The sequence below is a fragment of the Rhodoplanes tepidamans genome, from assembly GCF_030813915.1.
Lineage (GTDB): Bacteria > Pseudomonadota > Alphaproteobacteria > Rhizobiales > Xanthobacteraceae > Rhodoplanes > Rhodoplanes tepidamans.
Map to the genome: position 1 here is coordinate 1 of NZ_JAUSUJ010000007.1, position 20,280 is coordinate 20,280.

Consider the following 20,280-nt stretch of genomic DNA (forward strand, 5'->3'; position numbering starts at 1 on the left):
GCCTCGACGAGCTTCACCGGCACAGCCGACATCACCGCGGCAACCCTGACGCTCGCCACCGCCGGCACGGTCGCCGGCAGCAAGGTCTACGACGGAACCACCGCGGCTACCGTCACGGGCAGCGGCACCCTCGCCGGTCTCGTCGACGGCGATACCGTCACGGTGAGCCTCACGGGCACGACCTATGCCGACAAGACCGTCGGCACCGGCAAGACCGTCACCGGCACCTACGCGCTCTCGGGCGCCGATGCCGGCAACTACGTGCTGGCCTCGACGGCCTTCACGACGACGGCCGACATCACCGCGGCGACCCTGACGCTCGCCACCACCGGCACGGTCGCCGGCAGCAAGGTCTACGACGGCACCACCGCGGCCACCGTCACCGGCAACGGCAGCCTCGCCGGCCTCGTCGACGGCGACGCCGTCACGCTGACCCTCGGCGGCACCACCTACGCCGACAAGAATGTCGGCACCGCCAAGACCGTCACCGGCACCTACGCGATCTCGGGCGCCGATGCCGGCAACTACGTGCTCGCCTCGACGGCCTTCGTCACCACGGCCGACATCACGGCGGCGACCCTCGTCGTCACGGCAGACCCGCAGACCAAGCAGGTCGGCCAGGCCGACCCTGCCCTGACCTATCAGGTGACCGGCACGCTCTACGGCACCGACACGCTGACCGGCGCGCTCACCCGCACGCCGGGCGAGACGGCCGGGACCTATGCGATCCTGGTCGGCACGCTCGGCGCCGAGAATTACGCCGTCACCTATGTCGGGGCCGACCTCACCATCACCGGCGGAACCGCGGAGCCGACCACGGCCGACTATCCGACCAGCCGCTACACGGCCCCCGGCGTCGCCGCGACGCCGGCCCCGGTGAGCATCAGCTGGCAGGCCGTGGCCGCCACTCCGGTCGTGCTGACGACGGCCGGCGCCGCCCTGCCCGGCCGCACGGCGGCGGCCCGGCCGGCGCGTCAGACCACCGTCGCCACCACGACGGCACCGAGCCAGGACGTCGCCACCGGCAGCGGCGGCGACCTCGTGTTCGTGCCGATCTCCCAGTTCGACAAGTCGCAGTACACGGACGCGGCCCTCCCGCCTTATGCGCCCGATGCCGGTGAGGCGACCATCGCGGCCATGGTGGCGCGGGCGCTCGCCGGCGAGCCCGGCACTCCGGCGGTCGACCGGCTGTGGTCGGACGGTGCGGCGCGCTGGGCCACGGTGCCGGGCGTGCGGCTGGTGGACCGCGCCGGAACGCCGCGCACCACCGCGGACGCGGCCGGGTTCCCGCTCGCCGCGGGCCTCGATCTGCCGGCCCTGCTCGCCGCCGGTCCGGTGATGCTCGCCAGCGCCGCACCGCAGCGCACCTCCGGCCCGGTCTGGATGCTGGTGATCGGCCTCACGCCCGACGGCACCGGCCTCCTCGCCAACGATCCCGGCACCGGCCTGCAGGTGGTGCTCGCCTGGGATGCGCGCACCCGCACGGTCGGCGGCGTGACCGCGGTGCTCGATCCGCAGACCCGCCAGCCGCGCGCCCTCGGCGCCGAGGCGCCGGCGGTCGCGCCGCCCGGCTTCCCGCCGCCGGCCGAGGCCTGGGCGGCGCTCCGGACCTTCGTGCCGACCGGCTATGTGTCGATCGCGATCGTCCGCGATCGGTGAGCGACACGGCGCCCGCGCCGGGACGGTGCGGGCGCGACCGGCCTCGTGCGGCCGGCCGTCCGGCACGTTTCGTCTTCGCCGCACCGGCGGTGCCGGCCCCTCGAGTCCCTGCACGGTCGAAGACCGGATTCGCGCGATCGTGATTCCCGGAGGCGAGACGCCGCCTTTCGGGGGACGTTCCCCGAGCCGCCCACGCGGCGATCGCGGGACGACCGCTTCGGCCCGCCTCTCGAGCGGATCATCGGCGGTCGCCGCCCGCGGCCGCCGGCCGGCGCAGGATATCGACCGGGATCCCGTCCGCCGCCGCGTCGGCGCGGCGTGCCGGACCGAACGCGGCCGTCCGCCGCCGCCCGGCCGCCGGCTGAACCATCACCCCCGCTCCCCCGTGCGCGACCACTCCGCCGAGACCCTGCGCGCGGGCCGGATCGGGATCCCGGATGGCCCGGCTCGTCCGCGGCGCGGTGAGCGTCCCCGGCCGGTTCTGCGACTCGACCGCCGGCGCCGGCGCGCGCCTCCGACGGTCCGATCGTCGGTCGCAGCCGCGGCCGTTCCGCCGGTCCCGCCGCGAGCCGGCAGGGGCATTATTCGCAACGTCAATAAGCGGTATTCTATTAGGTTATATATTTCTACGGAAAACCTTATATTTGTCGCTGTGTTATTTTTATCACCACAGGTCCGGAAGACTCTATTAGGTTACATGCATCCTGACTTTTTGGAGGGTGGGAGAAACATGAAACGGATTCTGCTCGCGACTGCCGCGGGGCTCGCGCTGACCTGTGCCGCCTCTGCTGCCGATCTGCCCGTGAAGGCGCGCCCGTTCGCGCCGGCGCCGGCCTTCAGCTGGACGGGCTGCTACATCGGCGCCCATGTCGGCGCCGGCAGCCTCGAAGGCTCGGTGGCCGACTACTCGAGCATCTTCTATTACGACAGCGTCACCGACCGCACCGGCGTCGGCGCCATCGCGGGCGGCCAGATCGGGTGCAACTATCAGGTCGGCATGCTCGTCCTCGGCATCGAGGGCGAGGGCGCGTGGTCCGGCGTCAAGCGGACGAGCGAGCTCAGCTACGACGACTACACGTACTCCGCCGAGCTGAAGAGCAAGTACACCTACGACGTGGCGGCCCGAATCGGCGTCGCGTTCGATCGCGCGCTGGTCTACGGCAAGCTCGGCTGGGCCTGGGGCAAGTTCGACTATGCGTCGAGCTACGGCTACGCCGGCCTGACCAGCAGAGACGGCTCGGCGAGCGCCACGCTCAACGGCGTCCTGCTCGGCCTCGGCCTCGAATATGCGCTCACCGGCAACTGGACCGTCAAGGCCGAGTACAACTACCTGAACTTCGGCGCCGACACGCTGGACATCACCTACTGCGACAGCGGCGTCTGCGCCGGCGGCTACCGCTCGACGCTCGATGCCACGCAGCACATCGGCAAGATCGGCGTGAACTACAAGTTCGACTGGGGCGCCGCCCCGGTCCTCGCGAAGTACTGATTTCCCGAGTCCCCCTCTTTCTGCAAAGCCCCGGCCATCCGGCCGGGGCTTTTGTCTGTCCCGGGGCCGCTTTTTATTTCGGTATGGTTCCATCATTGCCGCGGCGTCATCGGCTTTTTCCGATGCGCGACCCGCGAAGGAGCCGTCGCCTCACCCGCCGAGGCGCCCTCCGCGGCCGGGTCGTCCGCTTCGCACCGGACGTCCCCCGAGACCCCGGCAGCGAGCCGGGCCGGAATCACGAAGCCGAGTTCGTGATCGCTCTCGACAGAATCTTCAAGGACGCCACTCGGACGAAGCGGACGGGATTGGAGCGGGTGAAGGGAATCGAACCCTCGTCATCAGCTTGGAAGGCTGTTGCTCTACCATTGAGCTACACCCGCCGACACGCCGTCGCCCGGAGGCCGGGGACGCGATCGGGCCCCGCGCGGGGCTCGCCGGCTTCTCGCACAAGGGCGGGACGACTTCAACCCTGGCACGACGACACAGCAGGACCTGGGACTCGATCCCTGCCGGCAAGGCCCGGGACCTGCCCGCAGGACCTGGGATCGCCCGCAGGACCTGGGCTGCCGTGGCGTGGATCGAACGCCGGTCATGCACCAATCGACCGCCCCTCATCCACCGCCCCGCCTCGACGACCGCCGCATCGCGGCGACCATCCGCGGCAGCTCACGCTGCACCGCAAATAAAACCGGAATCGGACGCCGGTGGTCCAAAACTGTGCCCGAACGTAGACGAGATCCGTAAGCCCTGTTTTACCGAGCTGTGCAAGTCTTCGCACAGTGGGAATGCATCGAGTGCATGCGTGCTTGAGGCGAAACGTGTTTCCGCCGGCCCGATCTCTTCGCCGCGCGGAACGCAGACCTGCCACGACTTGACGGCACTCGGGATCCAGGTAACGGATGGCCACCCTAGAACCTGTCGACAGCAGACGCGACTAAAACGAGACCCAATAACCAGAGACACCCCCATGGCTCCGACGCATCATTCCCTTCCCGACGACCCGCCCACCGCGGTCCTGGCGATCCTCGACACGTTCCGGCGACACCCCAACGCGGTGTCCGAACGGGCCCGGGAGACGCTGAAGTCCTTCGGCCTGATCGACAGCGCCGAGGGCGGCGCGACCCGCACGGCGCACCGTTGCTGAACCCGGCCGACGGGCGCGCGACGGCGCGCCCGCAGCGGCACGGCACGAGCGCGCTCCGCGCCAGGCGGACCGCGCCCTCGCGAGGCCGGGCCCGATCGGTTCGCCCGCCCGCCACGCCAGGGCGACCGGAAGCCCGCGGGGCGATCCACGCCCGGGCGCCGGCCGCGACCAGGCCGGCCGGTCCCGCGGTTCAGGACCCGCCGGGACGGGCCCGCGAGTCGCGGATCGATTCAACCTTTCCTCAAAGCCTCGGTGGGACAAAGGCGTCCGGCGCCGTGCGGACGGGCACCTTCACCAACCGGGCGGCCGCCGCAAGACCCCTCGCCCCGCCGCCCCCGCCGCCCCCGCCGCCCACGAGGAGATTCCCATGCCGGACGAGATCACGATGCGCTGTGCCCGCTGCGGTCTCGCGGCCGAAGTCCCCGCCAGCCTGTCGCCCGTCTCGATCGCCGACGGCGAGTGGGAGAAGTGCCCCAGCGGGGTCTACGGGGTGATCTCCTGCCCGGCCCTCAACGACGCCTGGCTCGCGGTCGCCGACGCCGTGCGGGCCGACGCCCCGCCGACCGGCTGAGTCGAGCGCCGGCGCCCTGTCGCGAACCTGACACGGCGCCTCAGAGACTCGCCGCAACGCTTTGGCTAGACAATATTTTCGCTGACAATCGAATCCAACGGGACCGAGCGGAGTCCGACGCCGCACGCCGTGTCGCAGGTCCGCTGATGCGGCAGGCGCTCCGGCGGGCGGGGCCGTGGGCCGTCGTCGTGACGGCAGAGCGGCAACGCCGGCAGCCTTGGCCTCGGGGCGGACCGCAGCGCGGCCGGGCGAGCCCCGGGACGGTGCGCGAGCCCCCGGCCTCCCGAAGGCCCGATCGACCCGCCGGAGGTCCACACGACCCGGTCCGTCGACTGCAACGAAACTTAAGGACAATGGCTGCATGGTTCCCGGGATAGATGGACGGGTCGAGAGCTTTGTCGAAGTACGGTCATCGGCCGATGCGGGGTGGCGCGACACGGGGGCCCGAACGATCGGGAGCGCGCGACGCGCGAGATCGACGGACACTTCGTCCGGACCTCGATTTCGGCCCGCTCTGCCGGACGGCTCGCGCATTGTTCGACGTTCCGGCCGCCTGTCTCCGGCTGGGACACGACGGACCCTGCTGGACCGATCTCGCCGCATCGGAAGACCGAGCCACATGGGCGGCCGTGACCTCCGCGGTCGGCCGGCTGGACATCGGAGGACCGATCGTCTGGATCGAAGACGTCCTGAAGGACGCCGCCCTGGCCGGGCACCCGGGCGTGGCCGGAATGCCGGCCCTGCGCTTCGTCGCCGCGGTGTCGCTCGGCCCGGACGGGAGGGACCGGCTGGTCCTGTTCGATACGCGCCCGCGCGCCCGGTCGGTCGAGGGCCTTCGGCGCCTGGACGACCTCGGGGCCATCGCGCGACAGCAGGTGAGCCTGTCGACGGCCGCACGAGACGCGACGGACCGCGAAGCCGAGTTCCGGCTTCTCGCCGAGACCTCGACCGACACGATCGTTCGCGGCGATCTCGACGGAAACCGGATTTACGTTTCGCCCTCGGTGAAGACGCTTCTCGGCTACGCGCCGGAGGAGCTGGTCGGGCGCAGAGCCGTCGAGCTGACCCATCCCGACGACCTGCCGGCGTTCCGATGTCTCATGACGGATGTCCGTGCCGGGCGCCTGGACGTCGGCGTGACCGAGCAGCGCCAACGCCACCGGGACGGCTCGTGGGTGTGGCTGGAAGCCTCGCTGCGCCTCACCTTCGACCGCCCGACGGGCGCCCCGAACGGCTATGTCGCCTCGGTCCGTGACATCGGCCGGCGCAAGGCGCTGGAAGCGCAACTGGCGCAGCTCGCGATGTCCGACGAACTCACGGGCCTGCCGAACCGGAACCTGTTCGGGAAACGCCTGCTCGAGGCCGTCGAGAACACGCGGCGCACCGGTCGTTGCTTCGCGCTTCTCTACATGGACATCGATGGCTTCAAGCAGGTGAACGACAATCTCGGGCATGCTGCCGGTGACGCTCTCCTCCGCGAGATCGCCACGCGGTTCCGCGCCGTGCTGCGCAGCGACGACACGGTCGCCCGCCTCGGTGGCGACGAGTTCGCCTTCATTCTGACCGTGAACCGGACCATGGCCGCGGACCTGACCCAGCGCCTGATCGCCGTCGCCGAAGAGCCGTTCAGATACGGCGATGCGGACTTCATGATCGGGCTCAGTGCCGGCATCGCCTGTGCACCGGACGACGGGCTGACTCCGGACAGTCTTCTGGTCCGCGCCGACCGCGCTCTCTACACCGCCAAAGCGGCAGGAAAAGGCGTCTACCGCTATTTCGACCCGTCCATGCTGTGAGCGAGCGGGTCCCGGCGGCGACGCGATCGCCTCGGGCCCCCGCACCTCAGGGCCGGCGTCATCCGCATCCACACCGAGAGGACGGGCGAGCGGATGACGATCGCCATGGCGCCGGGCTGGAGCAGCCGGATTCGGAACGATCGCCGACCCGCCACGCCGACCTGAAAGAGGAAAATGCTGTTATATTTCAGCATGATAGCGACTGAATGGTGGGGGAGGTAGGACTCGAACCTACGAAGGCATAGCCAGCGGATTTACAGTCCGCCCCCTTTGCCGCTCGGGACACTCCCCCACGCCGCGGTCGGCGTCTCGTCGCCGAGACGGCCTCGCTCCGGAAGACCGGGCAGGCGCCGCGCGTCGGGCCGTCTTATGGGTGGCCATCCCCCCGGTGTCAACACGAAAAACCCGGTCCCGGCCGGACCATGCGGCGGCCCGGACGGGGCGGCGGCGACGCCGCGCGCGGCGCTGCGGTTCCCCTGCCCCGGCCGGCCGGCGCAGCCCCGTTCCGCGAGGCCGGGCCAGATTTTCGCCCGACAGGCGCCCCGACATGCTCTATGCAGTCGGCAGCCGTTCTTCCCACGCCGGACCCGCCATGCCCGACCACGATCGCCCGAAGAAGCCGTTCCGTTCCGGCACCTCCGGCCCCGGAAAGTCCGGCGCCTCCGGCCCCGGAAAGCCCGGCAAGCGCCCGTGGCGCCCGGAGGGGCCCCGCGCCGGCGGCAAGGCGACGCCCTGGCCGCGCAAGGACGGTCCCCGCAAGGACGGTCCCCACCGGGACGGCCCGCGCGGCGGCCGGCGCGGCTTCCGGCCGGAGCCGCGCGACCGCGACGGCCCGGCGATCCTCTACGGCTGGCACACCGTGAAGGCGGCGCTGGAAAATCCGGCGCGGCGCTTCCTCCGCCTGCTCGCCACCGAGAACGCGGCCCGCCGCCTCGCCGACGAGGGCGTGCCGACCCCGGTCGCCCCCGAGTTGGTGCGGCCCGAGCAGATCGCCGCCATCGTCGGGCCCGAGGCCGTGCACCAGGGCCTGCTCGCCGAGGCCGAGCCGCTCCAGTCGCCCGACATCGAGGACCTGCCGGCCGAGGGCCTGATCCTGGTGCTCGACCAGATCACCGACCCGCACAATGTCGGCGCCATCCTGCGCAGCGCCGCCGCCTTCGCGGTCGCCGCCGTGGTGACCACGGCGCGCCACAGCCCGGAGGCGACCGGCGTGCTCGCCAAGGCCGCCTCGGGGGCGCTCGACATCGTGCCGATCGTCACGGTCGGCAATCTGTCGCGGGCGCTCACCACGCTGAAGGACAACGGCTGGATGACGGTCGGGCTCGACAGCGAGGGCACCGCCGACCTCGCCGACACGCCGCTGCGCGGCCCGCTCGCCCTGGTGCTCGGCGCCGAGGGCAAGGGCCTGCGCCAGCTCACCCGCACCACCTGCGACGCGGTCGCCCGCATCGACCTGCCGGGGCAGATCACCAGCCTCAACGTGTCGAACGCGACGGCGCTCGCCCTCTATGTCGCCCACACCCGGCTGAAGGCCGGCGGCTGAGCCGTCACGCCGGTGCGGCGCCCGGCCGCCGGCGGCGGCGCGCGGGGCCGGCGGCCGCCGCGGCGGCGGCGCGGCACCGGCGCCTGCCGGTCAGGCGGGGCCGACCGCGAAGAAGTCGATCGGCCCGGCGCCGAGCAGCGCGAGCTTCGCCCGGGCCGCGAGCGGGATGGGCTGGCGGCGGAACGCGGGCCGGCCGGCGAACAGGGCCCAGCGGCGCGGATTGACGTAGACGATGCGGATCGCCCGCGGCTCGCGCGCCGCCGCTTCGGCGATGCGGTCGGCGACCCGCTCCAGCACCTCGAGTCCGAACGGATTGTAGAAGAACAGCACGAGGTCGCCGGCCGGCGGCACGAAGTCGGCGGCGTTCATGTGCACGACCGACACGTCGCGGCAGGCGAGGCGGTCGGGCGGATGGGCGGCGATGTTGTCGCGGGCCTCGGCGTGCAGGCTGGCGGAATACTCGACCCCGATGCAGCGCGCGAAGGGTAGCCGCGCCGCGGTCAGCAGGGCGCGGCCGCGCCCGGCGCCGTAGTCGACGAAGGTGGTGCCGGCCGGATCGATGCCGAGCGCGGCGAGCGACCACAGAAGCGGCAACCGCGGGAACGCCTCGTAGCGGCGGTCCTGCAGACGGCCGGGCGGACCGGCGATGTCGTCCGCCGCGACCGTGCGGCTGCGCCCGCTCGGCCACCGCTCGAGCGCGTCGAGGGCGCGGTCGTAGACGGCATGATGGACCAGGATCCGGCCCTGCCGGAGATAGTAGCCCACGGGGGTGCTGCCGGAGCGGCCCTCAGCGCTGGCCGCGCCGGCGCGGCTCGGTGCCGGGCTTCGGCGCCACGGTGCCGGTCGCGGCCGGGCCGTCGACCACCTCGGCGCGGGCGACCTTCTGCACGTCGATCACCTTGGCCTTCGGTGCCGGGCGGACCTCGTAGGCGCCGAAGGGCGGCGCCCCGGCGACCCGCGGGCTCGGCCCGATGTCCCCCGGACCGACATAGCCGTAGCGCCGCGGCCCGTAATAGGGCCGCCTGTAGGCGCGGTGGACCGGGCCGTAGGTGTAGGGATAGCGCAGCGACCAGGCGTAGCCGCCCTCCGAATAGGTCGGCACCGCGTAGATGCCCGGGCCGCGATAGAGCGGGCCCTGGTCGACCACGTACATGGGCGGCCGCGCGTCGGACGGATCGAGCAGATAGCCGGTCGGCGGCACCACGGGCGGCACCGGCGCGGCGCCGTACACCACGACCGGACCGCCGGCGCAGCAGCCCTCCTGCGCGACGGCCGGCGCGGCCACCGCCGCGATCGCGACCACGCACGCGGCGGCCGCCGCGACGTCGAGCCCCCGAATGCTCCGACCCTGTCCCATCCGACGCATGACTCGTCCCTTCTGGCCCGTTCCCTGTGGCCGTCCCGGTGGCGGACTCGCCTGCCACCGTCCGGGAACTCTACGCGCGACCCGACGCGGCGCAAGCCGCGCCGGCGGTCGCTCCCCGGATCGTCATCGCGGCCGCGGCGGCCGCGGTCGCGGACGCGGCCCCGGTTCCGGCCCTGGCCCCGGCCCGCCCCATGGCGGCGTCACCACGACGCCCGGCATGTCGTAGGAATAGTCCGGCGGCATGATGGTGGCCGGATTGTCCTGCGACTTCGCCGACCAGGATTCGTGGAACTCGGGTGCCGGCTTCGGCGGCTTGTTCTTGTCGGGATCGTATTCGAGCCGGCCGACCCGCGGCAGCTCTCCCGAGCTCGGATACCACGGGCGATGGCGGGCGACCCGCGGCTGCGGACTGCAGCACAGCGGCTGGATCACCGACGGGCCGTACCAGCCGGGCCGGTAGAGCCCCCAGTCGCCGTCGACCACCGCATAGGATGCCTCGCGCCCGTTGACGAAGACCGGCACGTCCTGCCGGCCCGGAATCACGATCACGGGCCCGTTGTCCTGGGCGACCGCCGGCAGCGGCGCGGCCGCGAGCGTCACGGCGACGAGCCCCGCCCATCCGATGATCCTCGCCTGCGACGTCATGCCCCCTCCTGCCCCGATCGCCCCGTCGGCCGTGCGAACCCGCCGGCGCACGGCTCCAGCACATCCGACAACGATCAAGAATTCCCTGGGATCGCCGGTGTTCCCGGGCCATTTCGCCGGGTAACCCTAAGAGACCGTAGCGGCGCGGCGGGGCCGCCGCGCCGGCCCGCACCGGCCCCGCCCGGTTCGACTTTCGACCAACCCGCGAAGATCCGGAGAGACTTGGCCGGCGGCGCGTCATAAAGCTGGGGCGGGCGAGCGGCCGTACCGGCCCGCCCCAACGACAAGCAGCGAGACGCGGAAACACCGAGGGGCCAGATGGTGGGCAGGACCCGGATTTCGGCGCGCGGCGCCGGCATGACGAAGGACGAGAAGTTCGTCATCTTCGCCTCGTCGCTCGGCACCGTGTTCGAGTGGTACGACTTCTATCTCTACGCCACACTGGCGCCGTTCTTCGCCGCGCTGTTCTTCCCGCCCGGCAACGACACCGCCGCCCTGCTCTCCGCCTTCGCGACCTATGCGGCGGGCTTTCTCGTGCGGCCGTTCGGCGCCCTGGTGTTCGGCCGCATCGGCGACCTGGTCGGCCGCAAGTACACGTTCCTGGTGACCATCTTCGTGATGGGCGCGGCGACCTTCATGGTCGGGCTGCTGCCGACCTTCGACACCATCGGCTGGGCCGCGCCGCTGCTGCTCGTCGCGCTGCGGCTGGTGCAGGGGCTGGCGCTCGGCGGCGAGTACGGCGGCGCTGCCACCTATGTCGCCGAGCACGCCCGCCCGCAGAACCGCGGCTTCGCGACGAGCTTCATCCAGATCACCGCGACGCTCGGCTTCTTCCTGGCGCTCCTGGTGATCGGCGCCTGCCGCATCTACATGGACGCCGACACCTTCGCGTCCTGGGGCTGGCGCATCCCGTTCGTCGTGTCGCTGCTCCTGCTCGTCCTGTCGATCTGGATCCGGCTGCGCCTCAACGAGACGCCGATCTTCCAGCGCATGAAGGAGGAGGGCAAGGGCTCGAAGGCGCCGCTGACCGAGAGCTTCTTCCGCTACCCGAACAACAAGTACGTCCTGCTCGCGCTGCTCGGCGCCACCGCCGGCCAGGGCGTGGTCTGGTACACGGGCCAGTTCTACGCGCTGTTCTTCCTGCAGATCACCCTGCAGCTCGACTACCTGCTCGCCTATCTGCTGGTCGGCGTGTCGCTGCTGATCGGCACCCCGCTGTTCATCGCCTTCGGCTGGCTGTCCGACCGCATCGGCCGGCTGAAGATCATCCTGCTCGGCTGCCTGCTCGCCGCCGCGACCTACATGCCGCTGTTCCAGGTGCTCACCCGGGCCGTGAACCCCGACCTCGTCGCCTTCCAGGAGCGCTCGGCGGTCAGCGTCTCGGCCGACCGCGCCACCTGCCGGGTGCACGTGTTCGTCGGCCCGTGGTCGGACTTCTCCGACTGCGACCGCGCCCAGGACTTCGTCACCAAGCTCGGCGTCTCGTTCCACAAGGTGGACGTGCCGGGCGGCCCCGTGACCCTGACCATCGGCGAGACGACGGTCGCGGGCTGGAGCCAGGCGCGCTGGCAGGCCGCCTTCGAGGGCGCCGGCTATCCGACCTACGCGGATCCGAGCAAGGTCGACTGGGTGACGGCGGAGCTCGTCCTGCTCGTCATGGTGCTCTACGTGGTCATGGTGTACGCGCCGATGGCGGCCTTCCTGGTCGAGATGTTCCCGACCCGCATCCGCTACACCTCGATGTCGCTGCCCTACCACATCGGCAACGGCTGGTTCGGCGGCATGCTGCCCCTGCTCGCCACCGCGATCGTCGCCTCGACGGGCGACATCTATGCGGGCCTCTGGTACCCGATCGGCGTCGCCGGCATGACCGTCCTGATCGGTGCCGTGTTCCTGCGCGAGACCAAGGACGTCGACATCGCGACCGGGTCGGGGGTGGAGATCTCGCGGCGGGGATGAGCCGTCCGGGGCGGCGCCGGCGGGCCCTTCATTGAATCGCCCTGCCCCGGCTGCTAGACGGGTCGACCCTCGGACCCCGCGTGCCCGTGACCATGCCGAACGCCTTGCCCCTGAAGACCCCGATCGACGCCGTACGGCCGCCGGCCGCACCCGGCCGTCTCGCGCAACGCGAGCCGCTGGCGCGGCTTCCCCTGCTGCTGGCGATCCTCGGCGCGCTGACGGCGCTGCGGCTGATCGGCCTGCGGCTGTCGGTGGTCGACCTCTTCTACGACGAGGCGCAGTACTGGTCGTGGGCCCAGAACCTCGCCTTCGGCTACTACTCGAAGCCGCCGCTGCTCGCCTGGATCATCTGGGGCGCCGAACGGGTGTGCGGCGACGCCGAATGGTGCGTGCGGGCGCCGGCGCCGGTGTTCTATCTGGGCACCAGCCTGATGGTGTACGCGATCGGCCGCGCCCTCTACGACGAGCGGACCGGCTTCTGGGCGGCGCTGATGACGGCGCTGACCACCGGCGCGGCGTTCTCCTCGCGCATCGTCTCGACCGACGTGCCGCTGCTGTTCTTCTGGGCCGTGGCGCTGTGGGCCTTCGTGAAGCTCGTCGAGGCGCCGCGCTGGCGCCACGCCGTGCTGCTCGGCATCGCCACCGGCCTCGGCCTGCTGGCCAAGTACGCCATGGTCTACATCGTGCCGGGCATCGCCCTCGCGGCCATCCTCAGCCCGCGCGCCCGCGCCCTGCTGCGCAGGCCGCATCCGTGGGTGGCGCTGCTGGTCGCCCTCGTCGTGGTGTCGCCCAATCTCCTGTGGAACGCTTCGACCGGCTTCATCACCTTCAGGCACACCGGCGGCCTCATCATCGGCGAGGAGGTGCGCTGGAGCGTCCTGCGGGCACTCGAGTTCCTCGGCGCACAGTTCGGCGTGTTCGGCCCGGTGATCTTCGGCACCATGATCGTCGTCACGGTGCGGCTCGTCCGCGGGCGCCTCGCCGAGCCCGACCGGCTGATGATCGCCTTCTCGCTGTTCCCGATCGCCCTGGTGACGTCGTTCGCCGTGACGGTGCACGCCTATGCGAACTGGGCCGCCGTCGCCTTCGTGTCGGGCGTCGTCGTCGCTGCCGCGCATCTCGTGCGCGAGCGGGCGTGGGGCTGGATCGGCGCGAGCCTCGCCATCGGCGCGGTGACGCAGGCACTGCTGATGGTCGGCGACGTGGTGGCGGACAGGGTGGCGCTGCCGTTCCTGAAGAACCCGAACCCCTATGCCCGCACGCTCGGTTGGCGCGACTTCGCCGAGAAGGCCGGGGCCGCGGCGCGCGCCGCCGGCGCCGGCGCGATCGTCAGCGATTCCCGCGGCGACCTCGGCGCCCTGCTCTACTATCTGCGCGACCAGACCATCCCGGTGCTCTCGTGGCGCACCGAGGAGATCCCGTCCTTCGACCTCGGCCGGCCCTACGGGCCGCGCACCGAAGGCCCGGTCGTGATGATCACGGCCTGCCGCGACGTCGCGCGCATCCGGCCGCATGTCGACACGGTCGAGCCCCTCGGCCTCACCCGCACCGGCGAAGGCACCGGCGGGCCGCGCGGCTTCCACGCGTTCCGGCTGACCGGCCCGAAGGACCCGCTGCCGCCGCTCGCGGTCTGCCCGTTCCCGTGAGGGTCAGGCGGCCCGCCCCGGCCGCAGGATCAAGGCGTGGAGCACCCAGACGGTCAGCGCCGTCAGCACCGCCGACATCAGCACGTCCGAGGTGAAGTGCCCGCCCATGGCGATGCGCACGCCGCCGACCGCCAGGGCCCAGGCGAGCACCGCGGCGACGCCGAGCGGCCGCCAGCGCGCCGGCAGCAGCACCGCCACCGACAGGAGCCACATGGCGCTCGACATCTCGCCGGACGCGAACGAGCAGTTGGAGTCGCAGCGGCCGAACGGGCTCCACCACGGCACGAAGTCGAGCGTGCCGCCGAACTGCGTCACCTCGATCGGCCGCGGCCGCCCGCCATGCGGCTTGAGGATGCCGTTGATGATCAGGCCGGGGGCGACCGCCAGGGTCGCCAGCACGAAGGCGGCGGCGCGCAGCGACAGCGCCCGCGGCAGCCGCGCCGCGGCGACGCGCGGCGCCGCGAGCCACAGGATCAGCACCACGCCGGCCGCCACCGCGACGGCCCGGACGAGGCCGTCGTTGACGTCGCGGATGGTCTGCAGCGCCTGCGTGTAGGTGTAGGGAAAGAAGCGCCGGGCCTCGTCCCAGACGAGCGACGTGACGGCGAGGTCGAGCCTCGGCCACAGGCCGAACACGATCCCGACCACCGCGCCGACCGCCAGGATCGCGGCGAGCGCCAGCGCGGCGCGCCGGCCCGGCGGCGTCGCGGGAGAAAGCGCCCCGGCGGGAACCCGCAGGGGCGTGGCGGACGGGCGGGACATGCAACCTCCGGCGGGCCTGATGGGCACGGCCGGAGCGCGGCGTCGCCACGCCCTCCCCGGCCGCCGCCGTTAAAGCAAGTCCGGCGCCGGGGCGAAAGACCCGCGGCGGCGGCGCGACGCCGCGGCCCGGGTCCGCCGGATCGCTCCGTCAGTGCCCGGCGGGCTTCAGCACCGTGAAGCCGCCCGCCTCGAACACGGCCCGGGCCGCGGGCTGCGACAGGAAGGCGAGGAACCTGGCCGGCGCATCGCCCTTGGCGACCGCCGTCAGGGCGAACGGGTAGACGACCGCCGGGTGCGAATCGGCCGGGAACACCGCCACCACCTTGACGCGCGGCTCGGCCTTGGCGTCGGTCTCGTAGACGATGCCCAGCGACGCCTCGCCGCGGGCGACCAGCACCAGCGCGGCCCGCACGCTCTCGGCCTGGGCGAGCTTCGGCTCGACCTCGCCCCACAGGCCGAGCGTCTCCAGCGCCGTCTTGGCGTACTTGCCGACCGGCACCGAGGCGACCGCGCCGGTGGCGAGCCGGCCGTCGCCGAGCGCCGCCTTCAGGCCGTCCCGGGTGAGATCGACCTTGGCGATCTTGCCGTCGGCCGGGGCCACCACCACGAGGCGGTTGCCGAGCAGGCTGACGCGGGTCTTCGGATCGATCAGCTTGCGCTCCTGCGACCAGTCCATCCAGGCGAGGTCGGCGGAGGCGAACAGGTCGGCCGGGGCGCCCTGCTCCATCTGGCGCGCGAGCGTCGAGGACGCCGCGTAGGAGAACCGCACCGGAATCTTCGTCTCGGCCGTGAACGCCTTGCCGATGTCGTTGAGGACGTTGGTGAGCGAGGCGGCGGCGAACACCGTGACGGGGGCGCTCTCCTGGGCGCGCGCCGGCATCGCCGTCGACCAGGCGACGACCGCCGCGACCAGGGCGTGGACGACCATACGGACCATGAAAGGGCTCCTGAAAGGCGACGGCCGGTCCCCCGGAGCGGCCTGGATCGGAGCCGCGGCACGGACGTCTTGCTGTATTCATATCGATATAGCTACGGGCGCCCGGGCGGGTCAAGCCGCACGCGGCCTCCGCCGGCCCGCCGGCGCGCCGCGCCGACGCCGGCCGCCCCTCCGGCCCTCGCCCGTGCCGCCCGCCTCATTCCGTGAGGATGTCGACGAACGCCTCGGGATCGAGATTGTGGAAGTAGTCGCCGATCGCGATCGCGGCGAGGGTCTCGCGCAGGCAGCCCCTCTCCAGGCGGGCCCCCTCCAGCAGACGTCCGAGCTCGGCGCTGTCGCCGTCGCCGAAATAGTCGCCGAAGAAGGCGATCCGCCGGATCGTGCCGCGCTCCACGTCCATGTGCACCTCGATCTTGCCGCAGCCGTCCACGCGCCGCTCCTTGCGAATCCTGTAGGCGGGGGACTCGCCGAAGTTCCACGCCCAGGTGTCGTAGACGTCGCGCTGCAGGCGCCGCGTCGCGTCGCGGTCGGCCGCGCTCAACGCATGCGGCTCCATCGCGAACTCCCTGAACATCGCGTCGCGCAGCTCCTCCATGAAGCGCTCGACGCCGAGGTCGGCGGCCATGTGGTCCCTGATGTTGCAGACCCGGCTCCGCACCGACTGGACCGCCTTGGACTCGTACTTGTCCTTCGGCACCATCAGCGCCTTGCCGAGGACGGACAGATCGGAATCGTACAGGATCGTGCCGTGGTGCAGCACCCGGCCGCGCTTGCGGTACTGCGCGTTGCCCGAGAACTTCCTGCCGCCGATGGTCATGTCGTTGCGGCCGCTGATCTCCGCCGTGACACCCAGGGCCGCCAGCGCCCGGACGACCGGGCGGCAGAACGCGCCGAAGTCGAGCGGCCGGTCGCCGCCGGCCGCCGTGATGAAGGTGAAGTTGACGTTCCCGAGATCGTGATAGACCGCCCCGCCCCCCGACAGCCGCCGCACCACGTGGATGTTCCGCTGCCGGACGTATTCGGCGTTGATCTCGGCCGCCGTGTTCTGGTGCTTCCCGACGATGATGGCATTGTCGTTGCGCCACAGCATGAAGCAGTCCTGCGCCGGATCCAGGCTGTCGAAGACGACCTGCTCCAGCGCGAGGTTGAACCGCGGATCGACGGAGTCGCTCTCGAGATAGTGCATCGCACGAACCTGCTTCCTGATGACGTCGGACGCGCCGGGAGGACCGGCCCCTCTCCTCAGCGCCCCCGCTTCTCCGTTCTGCCCTTCATCCGTTGATGAAGCGTGTTCCGACTGATGTTCATGAGCTGGGCCGCCTTGGACTTGTTGCCGTCGCAGCGGGCGACGACCGCCTCGATGAGCTCGCGCTGCATGTCGTCGAGGGTCCCGAGCGGGACCTGGACGAGCGTGGCGTCGGCCGGGAGCGGCGCCGGATGCGCCGCCCTCTGGAACTCGTGGAAGAAGTAGCGGTCCAGCCGGTCGACCCGCTCGCAGAGCACCAGGTAGCGCTCGACGAAGTTCTGCAGCTCGCGGATGTTCCCGGGCCAGTCGTAGTCGCGCACCAGGGCGTGCATCGCCTCCGCGTGCCGCTCGACGTCGCGGCCGCCGCCGGCGAGCTTCCGGGCGAAGTGGCGCAGCAGCACCGGGATGTCGGCCCGACGCTCACGCAGTGGCGGCAGCGTGATGTTGAGCACGTTGATGCGGTAGTAGAGATCGCTGCGGAACGTCTGCGCCGCGATCTTGCCCTTCAGGTTCTCGTTGGTCGCCGTGATGATGCGCACGTCGACCGGGATGACGCTCTCGCCGCCGACGTGCCGCACGGTCTTCTCCTGGACGATCCGCAGCAGCTTCGACTGCAGCGACGGCGACAGCTGGTTGATCTCGTCGAGGAAGATCGTTCCCTTGTGGGCCTGCTCGAACAGGCCGGTCTTGCCGCCCTTGCGGGCGCCCGTGAACGCCCCCTCGTCGTAGCCCATGAGCTCGCTTTCCAGCAACGTGTCCGGAAGCGCGGCGCAGTTGATGGCGACGAACGGCCCGTGCTTCCTGGCGCTGGCGTTGTGGATGCTCTGGGCGAAGATCTCCTTGCCGGTGCCGGTCTCGCCTTCGATCAGGATCGTCGTGTCGCAGCGCGTGTAGATCTTGGTGCGCTCGACGATCTCGCGCATGATCGGGCTTTCGCAGACGATGTCGTCGAACGTGTAGCGCGCCACCAGGCCGCGCGACCTCTGGAGCCGGAACTTGCTCTCCATTCCCTGGATCTTCGCGGCTTCCTGCAGGGTTCCCACCGAGCCGATCGTCCGTCCCCCCTCCTGGATCGGCTGGCGGGTGGAGAAGAAGCTGTTGCGCTTGTAGGTGAACAGCGTGTCGACCTGCACGGCGTCCTGCCCGTAGACCTTCTCCCAGGTCGGATCGCCGAGCAGCTGGCAGACATTGGCGCCGAGCACCTGGTCGCGCGACAGGCCGAGCATCTCGAGCGCCCGCTTGTTGCACAGCCCGATCGTGCCGGCCGCGTCGGTCTCCAGCAGTCCTTCCGGAATGATGTCGATGATCGCGTCGAGGCGTTCCCGCTGGCGGATCTCCTTGTCCATCAGGGACAGGATCTCGCGCGTCTTCTCGACCGCGTCCTGCAGCGCCTGCTCGCGGTAGACGAGCTGCACGGCGTCGAGGTCGAACCCGGCCGCCATGCCGACGGCGGTCGGGCCGCCGACGACCAGGGCGTAGTCGTGTCGCGCCAGCCTCTCGAAGACCAGGCGCATGTCCGCCTTGGTCCTGTAGGTGAAGAGATCGATGGTCCGGTTGATGAAGTGTCGCAGCCGGCCTTCGTCGATGCGGTTGTCCTCGTGCAGGATGAGCGCGATCTTCTTGTTCTCCAGGGTGCGGCGCGCCTCCGCGTATTTCACGGTCTCGAGAATGTCGATGTAGTTCGGATAGGCGATCACGAGCGGCACGGGGATCAGCCGGCGCGTTTCCGCGGCGATGCCGGGCGCGCTGATCACGGCGCTGATCGTGGAGAAATCGAGCTGGCCGATGATCGCCGGCACGTCGTCGACGCCGACGCTCTGGAACATCCGGATGTTGTCCTGATCCGCCATCGCGCCGGCGTCGATGACGCCGGCCCACATGATGACGATCGAATGGGTCTTGGCGTCCATGGCGGTCGAGCCCCCTCGCCGGCGCCGCATCCGTAGTCTTGCTGATGACGGGCCGTGACGACGGCGCCGGGCCGGTCCGTCCTGAATGCGGCCAGCGCGGCGCCCTTTGCGCAAAATCAGGACGCCAATACAGGACACACCATCCCCGGACCAGCGAAAAGTCGCGAGAACACGCTGGAATCTCACTGGCATGGGACTTGCGGTCATCGACCCGTGAACGTGGCGGGCCGTGCCCCGACGACGCGAGACCGGTCGTCGGAGCTGGCGAAGCTGCTCATCCGGTCCGGCCTCGCCGGGCGGAGCATGCGGGAGGTGCGTCGTGGCGGTCGAGATACGAATGCCGCAGATCAGCATGACGATGACGGACGGCACGATCGTCAAATGGCTGAAGGCGGTCGGCGATGCCGTGGTCGAAGGCGAGGCGCTGGTCGAGATCCAGACCGACAAGGCCGTCGACGAGCTCGGCGCCGCCGCGTCCGGCGTGATCCGGTCCATCGCGGCGCCCGAAGGCGAGATCGTCCTGGTCGGCGACGTGATCTGCACCATCGCGGCGGACGGCGAGGCCGAGGCGGCTGCGGGTGGCGACGCCGCCGCGCCCGCCCCCGCGGATGCGCCGCCCGTCGCATCCGCCGCCGCCGCGGCGCCGGCACCGGCCGATGCCGCCGCCGACGGCCGGACCCGCGCCTCGCCGCTGGCGAAGCGCATCGCGGCGCAGCAGGGCATCGATCTCTCGGCCGTCTCCGGCACCGGACCGAACGGCATGATCGTGAAGGCCGACGTCGAGGACGCGGCGACTCGCCGCGCCGCGTCGCCGGCCGGGCCCGCACCGTCGGACCGGGCCGCGTCGAGAGCCGCCCCGCCTCCCGTGGCGGTGGAGGCGGACGACACGGTGGTGCCGTTCGAGGGCATCCGTCGCGCCATCGCCGACAACCTGATGCTGTCGAAGCGGTCCGCGGCCGAGGTGACCACCGTGGCCGACGTCGACATGGGCGCCGTCAAGGCCATGCGCGCGGTGCTGCCGGTCTCCTACACGGTGTTCTGCGTCCTCGCCGCCGCCAAGGCGCTGCAGGACTATCCGGTCATGAACGCGCTCGTCGAGGACGACCGCGTCGTCCTCAAGAAGCGCATCAATGTCTGCGTGGCCGTCGCGACCGCGATGGGCCTGCTGACCCCGGTCATCCCGGACGCCGGCCGCAAGAACCTGCTGACCATCGCCGAAGACCTCGCGGATCTCTCCGAGCGCGGCCGGGCCGGCAAGCTCGGCGCCCGCGACTTCGAGGGCGGCACGTTCACGGTGACCAATTCCGGCGTGTTCGGCTCGGTCCTCTTCACGCCCATCATCAACCACCCGCAGAGCGCCGTGCTCGGGCTCGGCCGCATCGCCCCGACCCCGGTGGTGCGCGGCGACGCCATCGTGCCGGCGCTGATGATGTACCTGTCGCTCACCTACAATCACCGCTCCATCGACGGAGAGACCGCGGTGAAGTTCCTGCAGCAGGTGCGTCACTATCTGGAGCATCCGGACGACATGCTGGGGCTGAAGACGAAATAGCCGCTTCGCGGGGCGCGCGGCCGCGCGCCGTTCAGCCCGCACCGTGGGGCGTCCC

General features: G+C 71.3%; 16 protein-coding genes and 2 tRNA genes. 9 read left to right on the forward strand and 9 right to left on the reverse strand.

Features of this window, described 5'->3' with window-relative positions; all coding sequences use genetic code 11:
• Together J2S22_RS10055 and J2S22_RS10060 are read left to right on the forward strand one after the other, a co-directional pair.
• The coding region (locus J2S22_RS10055) for a YDG domain-containing protein (RefSeq protein ID WP_307155821.1) at window positions 1-1,659 on the forward strand (1,659 nt) is incomplete at its 5' end.
• Between the two features lie 730 nt (window positions 1,660-2,389).
• Window positions 2,390-3,148, forward strand: a complete 759-nt coding sequence (locus J2S22_RS10060; RefSeq protein WP_272779702.1) for an outer membrane protein — start codon at window positions 2,390-2,392, stop codon at window positions 3,146-3,148.
• 306 nt (window positions 3,149-3,454) lie between these two features.
• Here the strand turns inward: J2S22_RS10060 and J2S22_RS10065 are convergent.
• Window positions 3,455-3,528: transfer RNA gene (locus J2S22_RS10065), tRNA-Gly, on the reverse strand.
• Window positions 3,529-4,115: 587 nt separating this feature from the next.
• On the opposite strand from J2S22_RS10065, the gene J2S22_RS10070 reads away from it, so the two are divergent.
• The 3 genes from J2S22_RS10070 to J2S22_RS10080 all read left to right on the forward strand — a co-directional run bounded on the left by J2S22_RS10070 (window position 4,116) and on the right by J2S22_RS10080 (window position 6,659).
• A complete protein-coding gene (locus tag J2S22_RS10070) occupies window positions 4,116-4,292 on the forward strand; it encodes a hypothetical protein (RefSeq protein WP_272779703.1) in 177 nt (58 codons plus the stop codon).
• Between the two features lie 367 nt (window positions 4,293-4,659).
• Entirely contained in the window at window positions 4,660-4,863 is a 204-nt protein-coding gene (locus J2S22_RS10075; protein WP_272779704.1) for a hypothetical protein, read from the forward strand.
• A 629-nt stretch (window positions 4,864-5,492) separates the two neighbouring features.
• Window positions 5,493-6,659, forward strand: a complete 1,167-nt coding sequence (locus tag J2S22_RS10080) for a diguanylate cyclase domain-containing protein (RefSeq protein ID WP_272779705.1) — start codon at window positions 5,493-5,495, stop codon at window positions 6,657-6,659.
• A 207-nt stretch (window positions 6,660-6,866) separates the two neighbouring features.
• Here the strand turns inward: J2S22_RS10080 and J2S22_RS10085 are convergent.
• A tRNA-Tyr gene (locus tag J2S22_RS10085) sits at window positions 6,867-6,951 on the reverse strand.
• A 300-nt stretch (window positions 6,952-7,251) separates the two neighbouring features.
• Here J2S22_RS10085 and rlmB point away from each other — a divergent pair.
• Window positions 7,252-8,202 (forward strand): 23S rRNA (guanosine(2251)-2'-O)-methyltransferase RlmB, encoded by a 951-nt coding sequence (gene rlmB, locus J2S22_RS10090; RefSeq protein WP_272779706.1) that lies wholly within the window; start codon window positions 7,252-7,254, stop codon window positions 8,200-8,202.
• A gap of 90 nt (window positions 8,203-8,292) precedes the next feature.
• On the opposite strand, the gene J2S22_RS10095 is transcribed toward rlmB, so the two are convergent.
• The 3 genes from J2S22_RS10095 to J2S22_RS10105 form a co-directional block, all read right to left on the reverse strand.
• Window positions 8,293-8,967, reverse strand: a complete 675-nt coding sequence (locus J2S22_RS10095; RefSeq protein ID WP_272779707.1) for a class I SAM-dependent methyltransferase — start codon at window positions 8,965-8,967, stop codon at window positions 8,293-8,295.
• Between the two features lie 22 nt (window positions 8,968-8,989).
• Window positions 8,990-9,559, reverse strand: coding sequence for a hypothetical protein (locus J2S22_RS10100; RefSeq protein WP_272779708.1), 570 nt, complete (start codon window positions 9,557-9,559; stop codon window positions 8,990-8,992).
• A gap of 132 nt (window positions 9,560-9,691) precedes the next feature.
• The gene (locus J2S22_RS10105; protein ID WP_272779709.1) at window positions 9,692-10,213 is read right to left on the reverse strand and encodes a hypothetical protein; all 522 of its coding nucleotides are present in this window, start codon (window positions 10,211-10,213) and stop codon (window positions 9,692-9,694) included.
• Between the two features lie 318 nt (window positions 10,214-10,531).
• On the opposite strand from J2S22_RS10105, the gene J2S22_RS10110 reads away from it, so the two are divergent.
• Window positions 10,532-12,172 (forward strand): MFS transporter, encoded by a 1,641-nt coding sequence (locus J2S22_RS10110; protein WP_272779710.1) that lies wholly within the window; start codon window positions 10,532-10,534, stop codon window positions 12,170-12,172.
• 80 nt (window positions 12,173-12,252) lie between these two features.
• Entirely contained in the window at window positions 12,253-13,818 is a 1,566-nt protein-coding gene (locus J2S22_RS10115; RefSeq protein WP_272840609.1) for an ArnT family glycosyltransferase, read from the forward strand.
• 3 nt (window positions 13,819-13,821) lie between these two features.
• Here J2S22_RS10115 and J2S22_RS10120 read toward each other — a convergent pair whose 3' ends face one another.
• The 4 genes from J2S22_RS10120 to J2S22_RS10135 form a co-directional block, all read right to left on the reverse strand.
• Entirely contained in the window at window positions 13,822-14,580 is a 759-nt protein-coding gene (locus tag J2S22_RS10120; RefSeq protein WP_272779711.1) for a phosphatase PAP2 family protein, read from the reverse strand.
• 148 nt (window positions 14,581-14,728) lie between these two features.
• On the reverse strand, window positions 14,729-15,517 hold the full coding sequence (modA, locus tag J2S22_RS10125; RefSeq protein WP_307155822.1) for a molybdate ABC transporter substrate-binding protein: 789 nt from the start codon (window positions 15,515-15,517) through the stop codon (window positions 14,729-14,731).
• A 196-nt stretch (window positions 15,518-15,713) separates the two neighbouring features.
• Window positions 15,714-16,703, reverse strand: coding sequence for a lipoate--protein ligase (gene lplA, locus J2S22_RS10130; RefSeq protein ID WP_272779712.1), 990 nt, complete (start codon window positions 16,701-16,703; stop codon window positions 15,714-15,716).
• A gap of 56 nt (window positions 16,704-16,759) precedes the next feature.
• On the reverse strand, window positions 16,760-18,673 hold the full coding sequence (locus J2S22_RS10135; RefSeq protein ID WP_272779713.1) for a sigma 54-interacting transcriptional regulator: 1,914 nt from the start codon (window positions 18,671-18,673) through the stop codon (window positions 16,760-16,762).
• A 337-nt stretch (window positions 18,674-19,010) separates the two neighbouring features.
• On the opposite strand from J2S22_RS10135, the gene J2S22_RS10140 reads away from it, so the two are divergent.
• Window positions 19,011-20,225 carry a dihydrolipoamide acetyltransferase family protein gene (locus tag J2S22_RS10140; RefSeq protein WP_272779714.1) on the forward strand — a complete coding sequence of 405 codons (1,215 nt, stop codon included), beginning with the start codon at window positions 19,011-19,013 and terminating at the stop codon, window positions 20,223-20,225.
• The last annotated feature ends 55 nt before the right edge of the window (window positions 20,226-20,280 follow it).